Annotated in this window: 16 protein-coding genes and 2 tRNA genes; 7 read left to right on the top strand and 11 right to left on the bottom strand. The window is 72.1% G+C overall.

Features of this window, described 5'->3' with window-relative positions; all coding sequences use genetic code 11:
* Positions 1-2: 2 nt before the first annotated feature.
* Positions 3-803, bottom strand: coding sequence for an MBL fold metallo-hydrolase (locus EV383_RS01210; RefSeq protein WP_130288194.1), 801 nt, complete (start codon positions 801-803; stop codon positions 3-5).
* A gap of 13 nt (positions 804-816) precedes the next feature.
* A complete protein-coding gene (locus EV383_RS01205; RefSeq protein ID WP_130288193.1) occupies positions 817-2,412 on the bottom strand; it encodes a class I adenylate-forming enzyme family protein in 1,596 nt (531 codons plus the stop codon).
* A gap of 122 nt (positions 2,413-2,534) precedes the next feature.
* On the opposite strand from EV383_RS01205, the gene EV383_RS01200 reads away from it, so the two are divergent.
* The 3 genes from EV383_RS01200 to EV383_RS01190 all read left to right on the top strand — a co-directional run bounded on the left by EV383_RS01200 (position 2,535) and on the right by EV383_RS01190 (position 4,467).
* A complete protein-coding gene (locus EV383_RS01200; RefSeq protein ID WP_130288192.1) occupies positions 2,535-3,155 on the top strand; it encodes a TetR/AcrR family transcriptional regulator in 621 nt (206 codons plus the stop codon).
* A complete protein-coding gene (locus tag EV383_RS01195) occupies positions 3,152-3,736 on the top strand; it encodes a TetR/AcrR family transcriptional regulator (protein ID WP_130288191.1) in 585 nt (194 codons plus the stop codon). Before EV383_RS01200 ends, EV383_RS01195 begins: the two co-directional genes overlap by 4 nt.
* Positions 3,737-3,819: 83 nt before the next feature.
* Positions 3,820-4,467, top strand: coding sequence for a maleylpyruvate isomerase family mycothiol-dependent enzyme (locus tag EV383_RS01190; RefSeq protein WP_130288190.1), 648 nt, complete (start codon positions 3,820-3,822; stop codon positions 4,465-4,467).
* Positions 4,468-4,505: 38 nt separating this feature from the next.
* On the opposite strand, the gene EV383_RS01185 is transcribed toward EV383_RS01190, so the two are convergent.
* A complete protein-coding gene (locus EV383_RS01185) occupies positions 4,506-5,084 on the bottom strand; it encodes a hypothetical protein (protein WP_130288189.1) in 579 nt (192 codons plus the stop codon).
* A gap of 156 nt (positions 5,085-5,240) precedes the next feature.
* Between EV383_RS01185 and EV383_RS01180 the strand changes: the two genes are divergently transcribed.
* Positions 5,241-6,056, top strand: a complete 816-nt coding sequence (locus EV383_RS01180) for a crotonase/enoyl-CoA hydratase family protein (RefSeq protein ID WP_130288188.1) — start codon at positions 5,241-5,243, stop codon at positions 6,054-6,056.
* Between the two features lie 66 nt (positions 6,057-6,122).
* On the opposite strand, the gene EV383_RS01175 is transcribed toward EV383_RS01180, so the two are convergent.
* Positions 6,123-6,869 (bottom strand): hypothetical protein, encoded by a 747-nt coding sequence (locus EV383_RS01175; RefSeq protein ID WP_130288187.1) that lies wholly within the window; start codon positions 6,867-6,869, stop codon positions 6,123-6,125.
* Positions 6,870-7,162: 293 nt separating this feature from the next.
* Between EV383_RS01175 and EV383_RS01170 the strand changes: the two genes are divergently transcribed.
* A complete protein-coding gene (locus EV383_RS01170; RefSeq protein WP_130288186.1) occupies positions 7,163-8,044 on the top strand; it encodes an SDR family oxidoreductase in 882 nt (293 codons plus the stop codon).
* A gap of 25 nt (positions 8,045-8,069) precedes the next feature.
* On the opposite strand, the gene EV383_RS01165 is transcribed toward EV383_RS01170, so the two are convergent.
* Together EV383_RS01165 and EV383_RS01160 are read right to left on the bottom strand one after the other, a co-directional pair.
* Positions 8,070-8,465 carry a TOBE domain-containing protein gene (locus tag EV383_RS01165; protein WP_130288185.1) on the bottom strand — a complete coding sequence of 132 codons (396 nt, stop codon included), beginning with the start codon at positions 8,463-8,465 and terminating at the stop codon, positions 8,070-8,072.
* 97 nt (positions 8,466-8,562) lie between these two features.
* Entirely contained in the window at positions 8,563-9,009 is a 447-nt protein-coding gene (locus EV383_RS01160) for a winged helix-turn-helix transcriptional regulator (protein ID WP_130288184.1), read from the bottom strand.
* Between the two features lie 104 nt (positions 9,010-9,113).
* On the opposite strand from EV383_RS01160, the gene EV383_RS01155 reads away from it, so the two are divergent.
* Positions 9,114-9,503 carry a tautomerase family protein gene (locus EV383_RS01155; RefSeq protein WP_165438193.1) on the top strand — a complete coding sequence of 130 codons (390 nt, stop codon included), beginning with the start codon at positions 9,114-9,116 and terminating at the stop codon, positions 9,501-9,503.
* A gap of 125 nt (positions 9,504-9,628) precedes the next feature.
* On the opposite strand, the gene EV383_RS01150 is transcribed toward EV383_RS01155, so the two are convergent.
* The 4 genes from EV383_RS01150 to EV383_RS01135 form a co-directional block, all read right to left on the bottom strand.
* A tRNA-Arg gene (locus EV383_RS01150) sits at positions 9,629-9,701 on the bottom strand.
* A 55-nt stretch (positions 9,702-9,756) separates the two neighbouring features.
* A tRNA-Ser gene (locus EV383_RS01145) sits at positions 9,757-9,846 on the bottom strand.
* A 71-nt stretch (positions 9,847-9,917) separates the two neighbouring features.
* Positions 9,918-11,921, bottom strand: coding sequence for an acetoacetate--CoA ligase (locus EV383_RS01140; protein ID WP_130288182.1), 2,004 nt, complete (start codon positions 11,919-11,921; stop codon positions 9,918-9,920).
* A 142-nt stretch (positions 11,922-12,063) separates the two neighbouring features.
* Positions 12,064-12,759, bottom strand: coding sequence for a dienelactone hydrolase family protein (locus tag EV383_RS01135; RefSeq protein ID WP_130288181.1), 696 nt, complete (start codon positions 12,757-12,759; stop codon positions 12,064-12,066).
* Positions 12,760-12,820: 61 nt separating this feature from the next.
* Between EV383_RS01135 and hisC the strand changes: the two genes are divergently transcribed.
* On the top strand, positions 12,821-13,873 hold the full coding sequence (gene hisC, locus EV383_RS01130) for a histidinol-phosphate transaminase (protein ID WP_130288180.1): 1,053 nt from the start codon (positions 12,821-12,823) through the stop codon (positions 13,871-13,873).
* Between the two features lie 82 nt (positions 13,874-13,955).
* Here the strand turns inward: hisC and EV383_RS01125 are convergent, their stop codons facing one another.
* Positions 13,956-14,234, bottom strand: a complete 279-nt coding sequence (locus tag EV383_RS01125) for a GlsB/YeaQ/YmgE family stress response membrane protein (protein WP_130288179.1) — start codon at positions 14,232-14,234, stop codon at positions 13,956-13,958.
* Positions 14,235-14,464 lie beyond the last annotated feature (230 nt).

Here is a 14,464-nt window from a genome sequence, read left to right as displayed (position 1 = left end):
CCTCAGACCGACCGGAACGCGCGGTGGCCGCCGGTCGTGACGACCCGGCCGAACCGCAGGTCCGGGAAGTGCGCACCGACCACCAGGTCGGAGGTGTCGGCGACCTCGTCGGCGAGCGCGTTGCGCACGGCGCTCGCGGCGACCGGGTCGACGTCGAACACGGCCTCCCAGTCGCGTTCGGCCAGCTCCACCACCGAGTGCACGACGTCGCCGAGCAACAGCGCGCGCTCGTCGCCGTCGGAGACGACGTAGACCGTGGAGCCGGGCGTGTGCCCGGGGGTGTGCCGCGTGCTCAGGCCCGGGGCCAGGGAGACGTCGTCGGTGAACGTCTCCAGCCGGCTCTCCAGCGGGGTCAGCTTCCGGACCGCGCCCGGCTCGGCGTCGGCCGAGGTGACGAAGTGTGCCCAGTCGTCGGCGTGCACCCGGTAGGTGGCGTTATCGAACACGACCTCGCCCTGACGGGTCGCCCAGCCGACGTGGTCGAAGTGCAGGTGGGTGAACACGACGTCGGTGACGTCGTCGGGCGCGACCCCGTACCCCCGCAGCGAGTCCAGGAACCCGCCGCCGGAGTACTTGCCGTTGTCGATCCCGCCGACGCCGACGTCGACCAGCACGGTCCGGTCGCCGGTCCGGACCAGGAACCCGCCCAGCGGCAGGTGCAGCACGCCGTCGCCGTCGACCTGGTCGGCGTGGCACGACCACGCCTCGTCCCCGGACACGCCGGGGCGGCTCAGGACATCCGTGGCCACCTCGCGTCCCGTGCCGTCCCGCACGGGCAGGATCTCGACCGCACCGATCTTCACCGGCCCACCTCCACTAACGCTCATTAGTCAGACTGGCCATCTCGTCCCGCAGCCGGAACCGGAGGATCTTCCCGGACCCCGTGCGCGGGATCGTCTCCACCTCGACCAGCCGGGCCGGGACCTTGAACGACGACAGCCGCTGCCCGGCGCCGGCCAGCACGGAGTCGTGGTCGAGCGCGCCGGGCCCGCGCGGCACGACGAACGCGACCGGCACCTCGCCCAGGTGCTCATGCGGCACGCCGACGACGGCGGCGTCGGCGACGGTGTCCAGCGCCAGCAGTGCGTCCTCCACCTCGGCCGGGTAGATGTTCTCCCCGCCGCGGATGATCAGCTCCTTGGTCCGGCCGCTGATCCGCAGGTAGCCGTGCTCGTCCCGGCGGGCGAGGTCGCCGGTGCGGTACCAGCCGTCGACGATCGCGGCGGCCGTCGCGTCCGGCAGATGGTGGTAGCCCGGGGTGACGTTCGGACCCTGCACCCAGATCTCGCCCTCCTCGCCCGGGAGCACGTCGCGCTGCGTGGCGGGGTCGACCAGACGCACGGTCAGGCCCGGGATCGGCAGCCCGCAGGAGCCCATCACCCGCTCGCCGGTCGGCCAGTTCATCGTGACCATCGTCGAGGTCTCGGTGATGCCGTAGCCGTCGAGCAGCGGGACCGAGAACGCCTTCTCGAAGCGCTCGTTGACCGCGGCGGCCAGGATCGCGCCGGCCGAGATGCACATCCGCAGGCCGGGAGCGTCGAGGACGTCCAGCCGGTCGACCATGTAGTGGAACATCGTGGGGACGCCGGGCATCACCGTCACGTCGCCCTCGGGTCCGCCGGTGAGACGCTGCGCGACGTCGTCGACGGAGAACCGGGGCAGGATCCGCTCGCTCGCGCCGACCGCGGCCACCCCGAGCACGCACAGCACCAGCGCGTAGGAGTGGAACAACGGCAGCGGCGAGAGCAGCACGTCGTCCGGACCGATGCCGACCGGCGCCCAGCACGCGGCGACGACCCAGAGGCATCCGCGCTGGGTGAGGTAGACGCCCTTGGGACGGCCGGTGGTGCCGGAGGTGTAGAGCATCCAGGCCGTGTCGTCGAGGTCCAGACAGTCCCGCGGGTCCTCCGCGGCCGGTGTCGCCAGCAGGTCGGCGTACCGGATCTCCCCGTCCGCTCGCCCACGGCCGTCCGGGCCCGCCCCGGCGTTCGCACCCGGCTCGTCGTCCGCCACGACCACCACCGCGAGCAGGTCCGCACCGACGGCCAGCTCCCGCACCACGCCGAGATGCGCGGCGTCGGTGACGACCACCCGGGCGCCGCTGTCGGCGAGCACGTGCTCCACCTCGGCCACCGGCGAGGCCGGGTTGACGCAGACCGCGACCGCCCCGGCCCGCGGCACGGCCAGGTAGGACTCGGCGACCTCGACCCGGTTGTCCAGGTAGAGCAGCACCCGGTCCCCGCGTTCGACGCCTATCCCCTGCAGGTGCCCGGCCAGCCGGGCCGTGGTCGCGGCGAGGTCGGCGTAGGTGATCGTCCGGACGTCGTCGACGAACGCGATGCGCTCCGGACGCTCGGCCGCGTGACCGGCCAGGATCTCGTGCACCGGCCGGATGTACTCGGTTCGCAGCACCGTCGCTCCTCGATCCCCGTCGACCCGGCTAGCTAACGATCGTTCGTCGAGGAGCAAACCAGACCGCCCGGGGACGCGCAAGGCTCCGGGGGCGCCCCGTGTCCGCGGCTAGGGTGGCCCGCATGTGCCCGGCCGCCGACCCGTCCGCCGCCGCGCCCGCACCGCCCCGGACGGCCGTGACCAGGGAGTCCGTGCTCGACGCGGCCCTGACCCTGTTCGCCGAGCGCGGCTACCACGGCACCCCGCTCAGCGAGATCGCCGCCGCGCTCGGCATCCGCACCCCGAGCCTCTACAACCACATGGGTTCCAAACAGGACCTGTTGGAGACGATCCTGACCCGGACCCTGGACGACGTCCTGGACGGATTCGCCGACGCCGTCGACGGCCTCGGCACCCCGGCGGAGAAGCTGCACGCGGCAACCCGCGTCTACGCCCTGCGCCACGCGACGCACCGGCGTGAGGCACTCGTCGTCAACCGGGACGCGGGCGGCCTCGACGAGCCGGACCGGTCCCGGATCCGGGACCGCCGCCGCGAGCACGAACGGGCGGTCCGGGCGATCATCGCCGACGGCGTGCGGGCCGGTGAGTTCCAGGTCGGCGACCCCGCTCTGGCGTCGTTCGCGATCCTGGAGATGAGCGTCAGCATCGCCCGCTGGTTCCGCGACGACGGTCCGCGCACGGCCGCGCAGGTGGCCGACGAGTTCGCCGGGTACGCGCTGCGGATCGTGCGGTACCGGCCGTGACCCGGGCGCCCCTGACCGGCGAGTCCGTGCTGGACGCGGCGCTGACGCTGTTCGCCGAACGCGGCTACCACGGCACAGCGCTGAGCGAGATCGCCGCCGCGCTCGACGTCCGGACGCCGAGCCTCTACAACCACATGCGATCCAAGCACGAGCTGCTGCACACCCTCGTCGAGCGCACCGTGACCGGGGTGCTGGAGGACTTCCACGCCGCCGTCGACGGCCGCACCGACCCGCTCGACCGGCTGCACCACGCGACGCTGGTCTACGCCCGCCGGCACGCCACGCACCGCCGCGAGGCGATCGTCGTCAACCGGGACACCGGCAGCCTCGACGAGCCGCACCGCAGCGCCATGCAGGACCTGCGCCGCGCCCACGAGCACGGGCTGCGCGAGATCATCGTCGACGGCGTGCGCGCCGGCCGGTTCGCCGTCGACTCCCCCGCGCTGGCCTCCTTCGCGATCCGCGAGATGTGCGTGAGCATCGCGCGCTGGTTCCGCGACGACGGCCCGGTCGGCCCGGACCAGGTCGCCCGCGAGTACACCGAGTTCGCCCTGACGATCGTCGGCGTCGGACGGGTCTGAGCGGCGCTGTCCCCGCGGTGCGTTCGGCGCTACCGTCCTCGCTCCACCCGCGGCGAGGAGCCGCATGCGCCGAGGAGCCGAGCATGGACCGCGAACAGATCCGGCTCGCCGTCGAGGCCGAGCGGATGGGCCTGGCCGACCTGCTCGACGACCTGTCCCCCGAGGACTGGCGGACGCCGTCGCTCTGTCAGGGGTGGACGGTGCGGGAGGTCGTCGCGCACCTGACGCACGCGACCCGGCTGTCCGCACCGGCCGCCGTCGGCGCGATGGTCCGCGCCCGGTTCGACGTCAACCGGATGATCGGCGACGCGGCCCGCGCCCGCGCCGCGCAGTTCGAACCCGCCGAGCTCGTCGCCCAGCTCCGCGAGACGGCGGGATCCGCGCGCCGTCCGCCGGGCACGAAGCCCGCCGACCCCCTGGTCGACCTGCTCGTGCACGGTCAGGACGTCGCGCGTCCGCTGCACCGCGACCGGCCGATGGATCCGGAGCGGGTCGCGGTGGCGCTGAGCCACGTGTGGGCCAGCTCGTTCTACCGCACCCGCACGCGCTTCGACGGCGTGCGGCTGGTCGCGACCGACTCGGAATGGGCGGCGGCGACCGGGCCGGCGGTCAGCGGGCCCGGCGGCGAGCTGCTGCTGCTCATGACCGGGCGTCCGGCCGGGCTGGACGGGCTCGGCGGCGAGGGGCTGGCCGAGGCGGCGAAGCGGGTGGGCGCCCGGTCGTCCCCGTGACCGGCCCCCGGCAGCCGGACGTCTCGGTCGCCGGCGTCTCAGTAGCCGGGCGCGCGCTGCCCGTCGGTCTTGAGCTCGTCGCCGACCCACACGTGCACGATCGGGACGTCGGGCGTCAGCACCGTGACGACCAGCTCGTACGTGCCCGGGCCGGGTGGGGTGAAGTCCTTCGTGTAGCTGTCCCACTCGCACCGGCCGTCGCTCGGGCAGCGCTGGTCGAGCGTGCGGGGCTCGTCGACCAGCACCCGTCCGGCCGGGTCGTTGAGCTGCACCCGGACGTCCGCCGCGTCGGTCACGTCGGTGTCGGTCTTCGGCGCGACCATCAGGCTGTGCATCGCGCCGGGGTGCTCGACCGGGATCGCGAACGAGATCGGCCGCGGGACCTGCGCGCCCGTCCCCTCGGCCTCGATCTCGTAGAGCGTCTGCTCCGCGACGCCGGAGTCGAGCAGGTAGGCGAGCCCGCCGAACGCGGCGCAGCAGCCGAGGATGACGGCGGGGGTGGTCCATCGGACCGAGCCCAGCCGCACACCGTCGCGCATCTGGGAGTAGACCGCGCACACGGCGAACAGGACGCCGCACGCCAGTGCCGAGAGGAACAGGATCGTGCTGGTGTCCACGTGACCTACCGGGGTGCCGTCTGCGTCGTCGCGACGGTGGTCGTCGGCTGCGGCACAGGCGTTACCGGGCGGCTCCGACCACCCCGCCCCCGGGTTAGCCTGCCGCGGGAACGCCCGGCGGCACGATGAACGGGCAACAAGGCTGAGGAGACGATCATGGGTGAGCCGACGACGCTCGCGGTCGAGGTGACGGACGGGGTCGCGCAGCTGCGCCTGGACCGTCCCGCCGCGGCCAACGCGATGAACCGGGCGATGTGGTTCGAGCTGCGCGACACCGTCCGCGCGCTGGACGCCGACCCGGCGGTGCGGGTCGTGGTGATCTCCGGCAACGGCCGCAACTTCTGCGCCGGGATCGACCTGGAGATGCTCGGCGGGCTGCGCGAGGCCGCCGGTGGCGACTCCCGCGGGCACGGCTCCGACGAGCTGCGGCGGATCATCCTCGACCTGCAGGACTGCCTGACCAGCATCGAGAAGTGCCGCAAGCCGGTGATCGCCGCCGTGCACGGGGTCTGCATCGGCGCCGGCCTCGACCTCGCCGTGGCCTGCGACCTGCGCTACGCCTCCGAGGACGCGAGGTTCGTGCTCAAGGAGGTCGACATGGGCCTGGCCGCCGACGTCGGCGTCCTGCAGCGGCTGCCCCGCATCGTCGGCGAGGGCGTCGCCCGCGAGCTGGCCTACACGTGCCGCCCGGTCGGCGGCGCCGAAGCCGCCCAGCTGCGCCTGGTCAACGAGGTGCTCCCGGACGCCGACGCCCTACGGGAGCGGGTCGCGACCCTCGCCGGCGAGCTGGCGGCCAAGTCCCCGCTCGCGATGCGCGGCACCAAGCACGCCATCACCTACGCCCGGGACCACTCCGTCGCCGACGGTCTCGAGCAGATCGCCACCTGGAACGGCGCCACGCTGATCTCCGCCGACCTGGAGGAGGCCCTCGCGGCGTTCGCCGAGAAGCGTCCCGGCAGCTACCGGGACTGACCCCGGAGACGGGAACGGGGCCGCCCTCCCGGCAGAGGCGCGGCCCCGTTCTCGCAGGTCGGGGTCCTAGCGGACGACGACCACGTGGTCGTTGGTCCGCGCAGCCGGGTCGACGACCGGCGACGGGGTGATACCGCGACGCTCGTCCTCGGCCTTCGAGGCCTCGAGGGACTCGTCGACCCGGCGGCCCGGCGACGTCGCGGCCGCGGCGGCATGCGCCCCGGCCGAACGCTCGTCGCTCACGGGACGTGCGACGACGACGGTCAGGCGGTCCGCCTCGACGTCGCGGTCGGCCTTCTTCGCCTTCACCTTCTTCGCTGCCTTCTTCTCCGCCTTGCTCTTCTTCCCGGCCTTAGCGTCCAGGTCGGACTTCTTCTTGCCCTCGGCCTTGTCGGCCTTCCTCTTCGCCTTGGCCTTCTCGGCCTTCTTCTCGGCCTTCTTCTTCTCGGCCTTCTTCTCGGCCTTGGCCTTCTTCTTCGACTTCTTGCCGGGCTTCGCGTCGTCGGCGACGGCCTCGACCTCGTCCGCGGCGTTCGCGACGACCTTCGCGGCCTTCGACTTCGTGCCCGAGCCCTTCTTCGCCTTCTTCTCGGCCTTGGCGGCCTTCTTGTCGGCCTTCGCCTTGCTCTTCTTGCCGGACTTACCGTCGGACCCGACGGATCCGGCTGCATCGGCGGCCTGCTCGGCGGCGATCTCGGCACGGATCGCGGCGCGCTCGGCGCGCTCGGCCGCGGTCTCGACCCGGGCGGCGGTCGCCTCCCGCTTGTCGGACTTCGACGGACGGACGCCGGGCACCTTTTCGCGCAAGCTCATTCTGGACGAACACCTCTCGAGACAGGGTCGATGACGGTCCGCACGGTCCGTGCGGCGCATCGGGGGATGCCGCATGGTGAACGATCGGTGAACCGGCGGCAGCGAAACGATAACCGCAAGATCACCAGCTCGCAGACCCTGGGTCGTGATCCACCGCCAGGCGCCGTCCACGTCACACCCCCGGACCCTCCCGGACCGAGAGCACTGCTCTTGTGATCCGGCCCGCGCCGTGGCACTCTCGAACAAGAGAGCAGTGCTCTTTAATCAAATCGACGATCTCGAAGGTGGGAGCAATGGCCGGAACAGTGCTGGTGACGGGTGCGACGGGGAACACCGGCGCACCGCTCGTCGACCTGCTGGTGCGCCGCGGCGTGCAGGTGAGGGCCACGGTGCGGTCGGAGAGGGACCTCGCACGGTTCGCCGGCGCCGGGGTCGAGGCGGTGGTCGCGGACTTCGACGACGCCGGCTCGATCGCGGCGGCCCTGGACGGGGTGGAGCGCACCTACCTGGTGACGCCGTCGTCCGAGCGGGCGCAGGAGCAGCAGGAACGGTTCGTCGACCTCGCCGCGGAGGCCGGCGTCGCGCAGATCGTCAAGCTCTCGCAGCTGGCCGCCGACGAGGACTCGCCGGTCCGGTTCCTGCGCTACCACGCGGCCGTCGAGCGCCGGATCCGTGAACGGCGGATCGGGTTCGCGTTCCTGCGGCCGAACCTCTTCTTCCAGGGCCTGCTCGCGATGGCCGGCCCGATCCGCGAGCAGGGCCGGTTCTTCGCGCCGATCGGTGACGTGCCGATCAGCGCCGTCGACGTCCGCGACATCGCCGCCGTCGCCGCGACGGCCCTGACCGAGCCGGGGCACGACGCCGCGGTGCACACGATCACCGGCCCGGACGCGGTCACGCACGCGCAGATCGCCACCGCGATCTCGGCCGCCGTCGGCCGGACCGTGACGTTCGTCGACGTCGACCCGGAGAGCTTCGCGGCGAGCCTGCGCGGGGTGCTGCCGGACTGGCAGGTCGACGGCCTGGTCGAGGACTACGCCCACTACGCCCGGGGCGAGGCCGCGGACGTCACGACGACGGTGTCCGACGTGACCGGGTACTCCCCGCGGTCGGTCACGGGTTTCGCGACGGACCACGCGGCCGCGTTCACGGCACTCGAGCCGGCCGCGCCCTGATCGGACGGACCGGCTCGGGGAGAGGTCAGCGGGGCGTCTCGACGACGACGTTCGTGGACTTGATGACCGCGACCGCCAGCTCCCCGGGCGCGAGGCCGAGTTCGTTGACCGCCTCGGTGCTCATCAGGGACACGACGCGGTGCGGCCCGCACTGGATCTCGACCTGCGCCATCACGGTGTCGGCGGTGACGGCGGTGACCAGCCCGACCATCCGGTTGCGGGCCGAGGAGCGGATCGACGACTTCTCGCCGGGCAGGGTGGCGTGCTCCCGGCTGAACGTGGCCAGGTCGACGCCGTCGATCACCTTGCGGTTCGACGCGTCGGTGCGGACCGACAGGTGCCCCTGGTCGACGTAGCGGCGCACCGTGTCGTCGCTGACGCCGAGCAGCTCCGCCGCGTACGAGATCCTGAACATCGCCACGCCCCGATGCTAGGACCACCGGCGATGTCCCCGGACCTCGCCCCGGTCCGAGCGCGCCACGATCCACCGATCGGGGCGCCGCCGCGGCGGATGCGCCCTACCAGGCGGCGGGCTCGAACTCGGCCGTCATGTCCCGCCACCCCACCGGCTCGGCGCAGTGGGCGCAGGTCATCCGGGGCTCGGCCGCGTGCCCGCAGCCGCGGTGGACCAGCCGCACCGGCGGGACGTCGTTCTCGTACTTGTCGCCCCACGCCATGACGGCGACGAGCACCGGATAGAGGTCGGCCCCCTTGGGCGTGAGCCGGTACTCGTGACGGGGCGGGTTGTCCTGGTAGCGCACCCGGTCCAGGACGCCCGCGTCCACCAGCAGACGCAGCCGGTCGTTGAGCACGTTGCTGCCCAGCCCGAGCTTGGACCGGAAGTGGTCGTAGCGGCGTTCGCCGCGGAAGCACTCGCGCAGGATCATCATCGTCCAGCGCTCGCCGATCACCGACCAGGTCCGGGCGACCGAGCAGTAGACGTCCTGCAACTCGTCGTGCTTCATGCCTCCAGAGTAGGACACTTTTCGAGTCCGTCGAGCTTGCAGGCACCATCCGGCGACGCTACGGTCGGACTCGAATCGAGTTCGACCACTCCCGGGAGGCCACCGTGCCGTACTACCAGTTCACCGTTCCGACCGGCGGCGCGACACTGCAGCACAAGGCCGAGGTCGCCGCGGCGATGACGAAGGTGCACTCCGAGGTGACCGGTGCGCCCGGGAAGTACGTGCACTGCTCGTTCGTCGAGGTCCCGGCGGGGAGCATCTTCGTCGCCGGCGAGCCCGTCACCGGCCCACGACTGGTCGGGCTCATCCGCTCGGGCCGCTCCGCCGAGATCCGGGGCGAGCTCCTGCACGGTCTGGCCGACGCCTGGTGCGCGATCACCGGTGACGCGAAGGAGGACGTGGCCGTGTTCCTGCACGAGGTCCCGGGCGCGAACGTCCTGGAGGAGGGCGTGATCCTTCCGGAGACGGCCGACGACCCGGGCGCCGTGCTCTGAGCTCATGATCAGACCTCCGGCTGCGATGCGCGACAACCCTGTCGCCTGTCGCAGCCTGAACGACGATCATCGACCGAAACGAGATCAGCCCCGACCGGCGGTGCCGGTCGGGGCTGATTCCTGTGTGCGCCCGAAGGGATTCGAACCCCTAACCTTCTGATCCGTAGTCAGATGCTCTATCCGTTGAGCTACGGGCGCATGTGTTCAGTTGTGCTGTCGCCGCCCGACCCCGGGGGGTCCGGCCGCGCCAGTGCGGAGGCTCCGGGATTTGAACCCGGGATGGGGGGTTACCCCAAACCGCATTAGCAGTGCGGCGCCATAGACCAGACTAGGCGAAGCCTCCCCGGCGCCTCACGGCCACCAGCGAAGCCAAGAGTACACACCGGCATCCACCGGTTTCGACCCGGGTCGGGATCAGCGTCCGGCCAGGTCGAGGAACGGTGCGAGGGAGTCCGGGTTCTGCAGGGCTCCGGTGCTGACGGCCTTCTCGGGCGCGGTCCCGGCCAGGATCTTCTTCACCGGGACCTCGCACTTCTTACCGTTCAGGGTGCGCGGCACGGCGTCCACGACGATGAACCGGTCCGGGACGTGCCGCGGGGACAGCTCCTTGCGCAGGGCCTTCCTCAGCTCCGGCTCGACCTGCTCCAGGCTCGCGCCGGCGTCGAGGACCAGGAAGCAGAGCAGCGAGCCCTCCTCCTTCGCGCCCAGCGACGTCGTGTCGATCACCAACGAGTCCGCGACGCCGTCGAACGCCTCGACGACGGCGTAGAAGTCCGCGGTGCCCATCCGGACCCCGCCGCGGTTGAGCGTGGAGTCCGAGCGGCCGTAGATGACGTAGGAGTTCCGCGGGGTGCGCCGGACCCAGTCGCCGTGACGCCAGCGGCCGGGGAAGTCCTCGTAATAGGCCTCCCGGAGTCGCGAGCCGTCCGGGTCGTTCCAGAACATCACCGGCATCGACGGCATCGGCGTCGTGATCACGAGCTCGCCGACGTCGTCGAGCAGGTCGGTGCCGTCCTCGCCGAGAGACCGGACATCGGCACCGAGCGCGGCGCACGACAGCTCCCCCAGCCACACCGGGACCGTCGGGGCAGAGCCCAGGAACGCCGCGCAGACGTCCGTGCCGCCCGACACGGAACAGATCTGGATGTGCTTCCCCGCCGCGTCGGCGATCCAGCGGAACCCCTCCGACGACAGCGGCGCGCCGGTGGAGCCGAGTGCGGCCATCGACGACAGGTCGTGCTCGTCACCGGGGCGCAGGCCGGCCTTGAGGCAGGACTGGACGTAGGGCGCGGACACCCCGAACAGCTTGACCCTGTGCTTCGCGGCGAGCTTCCACAGCGCACCCAGGTCGGGGTAGCCGGGGCTGCCGTCGAACATCACCAGCGTCGCCCCGACGAGGAGCCCGCCGATCAGGAAGTTCCACATCATCCAGCCGGTGGTGGTGAACCAGAAGAAGCGGTCACCGGGGCCGAGCCCCTGCTGCAGCCGCATCGCCTTGAGGTGCTCGAGGACGATCCCGCCGTGCCCGTGCACGATGCCCTTGGGCAGGCCGGTCGTGCCCGAGGAGTAGAGCACCCACAACGGGTGGTCGAACGGGACCGGCGTGAACTCCAGCGGCGCGTGCTCGGCCGTGAACTCCGCCCACGGGGTCGTCCCGTCGAGGGTGGCGTCGGGGTCGAGGTAGCCGACCAGGACGGTCTCGCGCAGGCTCGGCATCTGCCCACGCAGCGCCGCGACGTTCTCCCGGATGTCGTAGGCCTTGCCGCCGTAGCGGTAGCCGTCGACGGCGACCAGGACCGCCGGCTCGATCTGGGCGAACCGGTCGTGCACCGCGCGGGCGCCGAAGTCGGGGCTGCACGACGACCAGATCGCGCCCAGGCTGGCCGCGGCCAGGAACGCGACGAGCGTCTCGACGCTGTTCGGGGCCAGCGCGACCACCCGGTCGCCCTTGCCGACCCCGGCCCGGACGAGCCCGGCGCGGGCGCGTCCGACCTGGTCGCGCAGCTCGGCGTGGGTGACGGTGCGCTCGAGGCCGTCCTCGCGGACGAACTGGATCGCGACGTCGTCGTCGGCGCGGCCGGGGCCCGGGGTCAGCGAGTGCTCGGCGTAGTTCAGCGTCGAGCCGGGGAACCACTCCGCACCCGGCATCTCGCGGGAACCCAGCGTCGCCGTCGGCTTGTCGTGGAACAGCACGCCGGAGTACTCGGCGACGGCCGACCAGAAGCCGTCCAGGTCGCGGACGGACCAGTCGTGCAGGGCGGCGTAGTCGGTGACGTCGCCGATCTCGACGCCGCGCTCGTCACGGACCCAGGCGGCGAAGTGCGCGATCTCGGTGTCCGGTGCGGTGGCCGGGTCCGGCCGCCACACCGTCTCCGGGCTGTCCGTCTCGAGTGCGGTGCCGGTCTCTGCGGACGTCATGGCCCCAGCTTCGCCGACGACGCGCCGCGGTGCCAGTGGTCTCCGAGGACCCGTCGTCCGCACGCCCTCGTGCGCGGAAATCGTTGCCCTGGCAGTGCCCGTCCCCGATTACACAGCCGCGCACGGGCGCGTCAGCGCGTTCTCAGCGCAGGTGCGAGTCGAACCAGTTGAGGACGCGCTGCCAGGCGTCGGCGGCGGACTCGGGGTCGTCGTCGAAGCGGTAGCCGCTGCTCGGGTAGACGATCAGGTTCGTCGCCACCCCGGACCCGGCCGCTGCGGCGCGCAGCTTGTCCAGCGCGCCGGGGTCGGTGGCCTCGGAGTAGATGCCCAGCCACGGGCAGGTCAGCTCGGGTGCGGCGTCGACCAGCGACGGGACGCTGCCCGCGGGCGCCTTCTCGATCCCCCCGCCGGCCACGGTGACGGCGGCACCGAGGGTGCGGTTCGCGGCGACGATCAGCGCGACCGTGCCGCCGAGGTCGAAACCGAGGACGCCCATCCGGTCGCTGGACACGTCGTGCTCGGCCAGCCAGCCGAACGCGGTGTCGCAGTCGCTCATGACCTGCTCGTAGTCCAGACGCCCGACCTGGTCGGCGACCTGGGCGTCGTCGGTCTCCTCGCCCATCTCGTCGGCGTCGTCGCGGTGGTAGAGGTGCGGGGCCACGGTCAGCCAGCCGTCGCCCGCGATGCCGCTGACCAGGCCGCGGACCGAGTCGGTGACCCCCCGGGCCTCGTGCAGCACCACGACACCGCCGCGGACCGGGCCGTCCGGTTCGGCGATCGTCAGGCGCAGCTCGCTGCCGTCCACCAGCGGCACGGTCTCGGTGCGGATCTCGGTCATGGGCGTGACCCTTCCAGAGTGGTCCGACCCGGGTCATCCCCCAGCGGTTACCGTGACCGACATGACGCTGATCCGCCCCGATCTGGACTCCCTGCCGGCCTACGTGCCGGGCCGCACCGTCCCCGGGTTGATCAAGCTGGCCAGCAACGAGGTCGCCGACCCGCCCGCACCCGCCGTGCTGGACGCGATCGTCCGGGCGGCGGCCGACGGCAACCGTTATCCCGACCTCGGCGTCGTCGAGCTCACCGAGCGGATCGGCGCGCTGTACGACCTCGCGCCGGAGCGGATCGCCGTCGGGTGCGGCTCGGTGACGCTGTGCCAGCAGCTCGTGCAGGTCAGCTGCCTCGGACCGGGTGACGAGGTGATGTTCGCCTGGCGCTCGTTCGAGGCGTACCCGATCGTCACCCAGATCGGCGGCGCCGACGTCGTCACGGTGCCCCTCGACGGCGAGTACCGCCACGACCTCGACGCGATGGCCGCCGCCGTCACCGAGCGGACCCGCCTGATCTTCGTCTGCAGCCCGAACAACCCCACCGGGCCGGTCGTGCGCCGAGCCGAGTTCGAGCGCTTCCTGGCCGCGGTGGGGCCGGACGTCGTGGTCGCCCTCGACGAGGCCTACGCCGAGTACGTCACCGACCCGGACGCCGTCAGCGGGCGCCCGCTGCTCGACGCGCACCCGAACCTGGTCGTGCTGCGCACGTTCTCCAAGGCCTACCGGATGGCCGGGCTGCGGGTCGGCTACGCGCTGACCTCTCCCGAGCTGGCGGCGGCGCTGCGCAAGGTGTGCCCGCCGTTCAGCGTCAGCTCGGTGGCCCAGGCCGGCGCGATCGCCGCGATCGAGCACCGCGACGAGATCCTGGCCGACTGCGCGAAGGTCGTCGCCGAGCGGGACCGGGTGCGCGACGCGCTCCTCGCGGCCGGGTTCACGGTGCCGGCCAGCGAGGCGAACTTCGTCTGGCTCCCGCTCGGGGACCGCTCGGCCGCGTTCGCGGCGCACTGCGCGGAGCACAAGGTCGTCGTCCGGCCGTTCCCGCCGCACGGGGTGCGGGTGACGGTCAGCCGGCCCGAGGAGAACGACGCGCTGATCGCCGCCGCGACGGCGTTCACCGGCTGAGTCACCGGCCCCACGCGGGGTCCGCACACACGTCGGCCCGGCCCCGCGACGTCGTCGGGGCCGGGCCGGGTGCGGATGGTGCCTAGCGCTTGGCGGTGACCATCTTCGGGTAGAGCGCGGCGGCCGCGGCGACGGCGATCACGCCGACCACGATCTGCAGGATGATCTCGCCGATGTTCCAGACGCCGGCGGTGCCGAGGCCGAAGGCCTGGGCGAGCAGCGTGCCGATCACGACGCCGACGATGCCGGCGACGATCGTCAGCCACATCGGGATGGCCTGCCTGCCGGGCAGGATCAGCTTGCCGATCACACCGATGATCAGACCGCCGATGATGATTCCGATGATCCACAGGAACGTCATGGTTTTCCCTCCTCATGCCGGCCGGGCCGAGATGCCGAACGGCTGAGATGTGGGTAGCACGGTTCACGGGTTGCGATGCCGGTCCCACCCACGATGACGACCGAACAGTTATGCGACGGAGTCGTTCCGTCCACAATTCGTCACCCGAGCGGGTTAACGGTGTTTGACCTGCGAGTTCAGGGTCCACGACGAGCCCGCGGGCAATTTCCGGGAAACGTCATCGAGCGTCC

The sequence above is a fragment of the Pseudonocardia sediminis genome (assembly GCF_004217185.1).
In the GTDB taxonomy this organism is placed as follows: domain Bacteria; phylum Actinomycetota; class Actinomycetes; order Mycobacteriales; family Pseudonocardiaceae; genus Pseudonocardia; species Pseudonocardia sediminis.
This window is presented reverse-complemented; position numbering and strand designations above follow the sequence as displayed.

Excerpts from the sequence above, each read along its gene's own strand:
- hisC (WP_130288180.1), top strand. The coding sequence starts at position 12,821 with ATGACGCTGATCCGCCCCGATCTGGACTCCCTGCCGGCCTACGTGCCG.
- EV383_RS01160 (WP_130288184.1), bottom strand. The coding sequence starts at position 9,009 with ATGAAGCACGACGAGTTGCAGGACGTCTACTGCTCGGTCGCCCGGACC.
- EV383_RS01175 (WP_130288187.1), bottom strand. The coding sequence starts at position 6,869 with ATGAGCTTGCGCGAAAAGGTGCCCGGCGTCCGTCCGTCGAAGTCCGAC.
- EV383_RS01135 (WP_130288181.1), bottom strand. The coding sequence starts at position 12,759 with ATGACCGAGATCCGCACCGAGACCGTGCCGCTGGTGGACGGCAGCGAG.
- EV383_RS01200 (WP_130288192.1), top strand. The coding sequence starts at position 2,535 with ATGTGCCCGGCCGCCGACCCGTCCGCCGCCGCGCCCGCACCGCCCCGG.
- EV383_RS01125 (WP_130288179.1), bottom strand. The coding sequence starts at position 14,234 with ATGACGTTCCTGTGGATCATCGGAATCATCATCGGCGGTCTGATCATC.
- EV383_RS01190 (WP_130288190.1), top strand. The coding sequence starts at position 3,820 with ATGGACCGCGAACAGATCCGGCTCGCCGTCGAGGCCGAGCGGATGGGC.
- EV383_RS01140 (WP_130288182.1), bottom strand. The coding sequence starts at position 11,921 with ATGACGTCCGCAGAGACCGGCACCGCACTCGAGACGGACAGCCCGGAG.
- EV383_RS01180 (WP_130288188.1), top strand. The coding sequence starts at position 5,241 with ATGGGTGAGCCGACGACGCTCGCGGTCGAGGTGACGGACGGGGTCGCG.
- EV383_RS01170 (WP_130288186.1), top strand. The coding sequence starts at position 7,163 with ATGGCCGGAACAGTGCTGGTGACGGGTGCGACGGGGAACACCGGCGCA.